Annotated in this window: 3 protein-coding genes; 2 read left to right on the top strand and 1 reads right to left on the bottom strand. The window is 68.5% G+C overall.

Annotation, left to right across the window (positions count from 1 at the left end; all coding sequences use genetic code 11):
* Positions 1-172, bottom strand: a 172-nt coding sequence (locus I5I_RS16395) for an NADP-dependent isocitrate dehydrogenase (RefSeq protein WP_148285513.1), incomplete at its 3' end; no start/stop codon positions are given.
* A 209-nt stretch (positions 173-381) separates the two neighbouring features.
* Here I5I_RS16395 and I5I_RS08125 point away from each other — a divergent pair.
* Together I5I_RS08125 and I5I_RS08120 are read left to right on the top strand one after the other, a co-directional pair.
* Complete coding sequence (locus I5I_RS08125) at positions 382-834, top strand: GNAT family N-acetyltransferase (protein ID WP_036318311.1); 453 nt, start codon at positions 382-384, stop codon at positions 832-834.
* 144 nt (positions 835-978) lie between these two features.
* A partial coding sequence (locus tag I5I_RS08120) for a LacI family DNA-binding transcriptional regulator (protein ID WP_036318310.1) occupies positions 979-1209 on the top strand: 231 nt, incomplete at its 3' end.

The raw sequence follows: 1209 nt of genomic DNA, 5'->3' as shown, positions 1-1209 counted from the left end.
GGCGCGAGGCGCTGCGGGAAGCGGCGAGGATGCGGCCGGCCAGCGAGATGTCGCGGGTGTCGATCTCGACGCCCGCCTGCCCGGCGAAGGCCTTCACGATCGGCAGGAACGATGCCGTCGCCAGGGCCGGCGCTTCGTCGGTGTGGGTGTAGATGATGGTGGACTCGGGCACGTGTGATCTCTCCGTCGTGAGCGTCGTCGTGGGCGTCGTGGTGAGCGTCGCGGGGTCGCCTCCAGGCTATCGCATCGACGGAAACTATCTTGACGTCAAGATAATTCTCGCCCCGCTCCTCGGCATCCTCTTGCGCACGCGCAGCGCTGGGGGTTTTCTCACCATTCGGAGGGTGCCCCCCGCGCTTTCGCCCGGGGTAGCCTGAGGGCATGACCGAGCTGCGCCTCGAGGAACTGTCCGCCGCGACGATCGTCGCCGTCAACACGATGTCGCTCAAACCGGGGCAGGAGCAGTATCTCGCCCCCACCAGCTATGCCGTCGCCGGCACGGTGGCAAACCCCAGCACCGCGTGGCAGCGCGTGGTGCTCGACGGTGACGAGGTCGTCGGTTTCGTGAGCGCGAACTTCGATCCCGAGGCGCCGAGCGAGCACTTCCGCTCCGTGCTCTGGCGCATCAACGTCGACGCCGACGACCAGGGCCGCGGGGTCGGCCGGTTCGCCGTCGAGCAGCTCCTGGAAGAGGCCCGCAGCCGCGGCATGGACCACGTGCACGTGATCTACGAGGAGGGGCAGGGCGGCCCCGATGCGTTCTTCCGCAGGGTCGGGTTCACCCCCGTCGGCGAGACCGAGTTCGGCGAGGTCGTCGCCGAAGTCCGTCTGTAGGAGCAGCCGAGCCGGGCGCCAGGGAACCGCCCGACGATCCTGTTTGTTGCCAATCTCCACAAAACTCTTGCGTCGATGACGCCGCGCGCTCTATCGTGATCACCAGCTTCGCTCGAAGCGCTTCGATACGACAGAGGAGTCGGCATGGCACGCATCGATGAGGTGGCCGCGGCCGCCGGCGTGTCGATCAGCACCGTCTCCTATGCGCTGAGCGGCAAACGCCCGATCTCTCCCGACACGCGCCGTCGGGTCGTCGATGCGGCACACCGCCTCGGCTACGCGCCGAACGCGGGGGCACGCATGCTGGCCGGACGCGTCACGCACATCTTCGCCCTGACCGAGCCGCTGCGCCGCGAGACCCACGCCCCCACCCAC

Origin of the sequence: Microbacterium sp. B24 (assembly GCF_000333415.1) — a bacterium.
GTDB lineage: Bacteria > Actinomycetota > Actinomycetes > Actinomycetales > Microbacteriaceae > Microbacterium.
The sequence above is the reverse complement of the archived record's forward strand: the minus strand, read 5'-3'. Positions and strand labels throughout refer to the sequence as shown.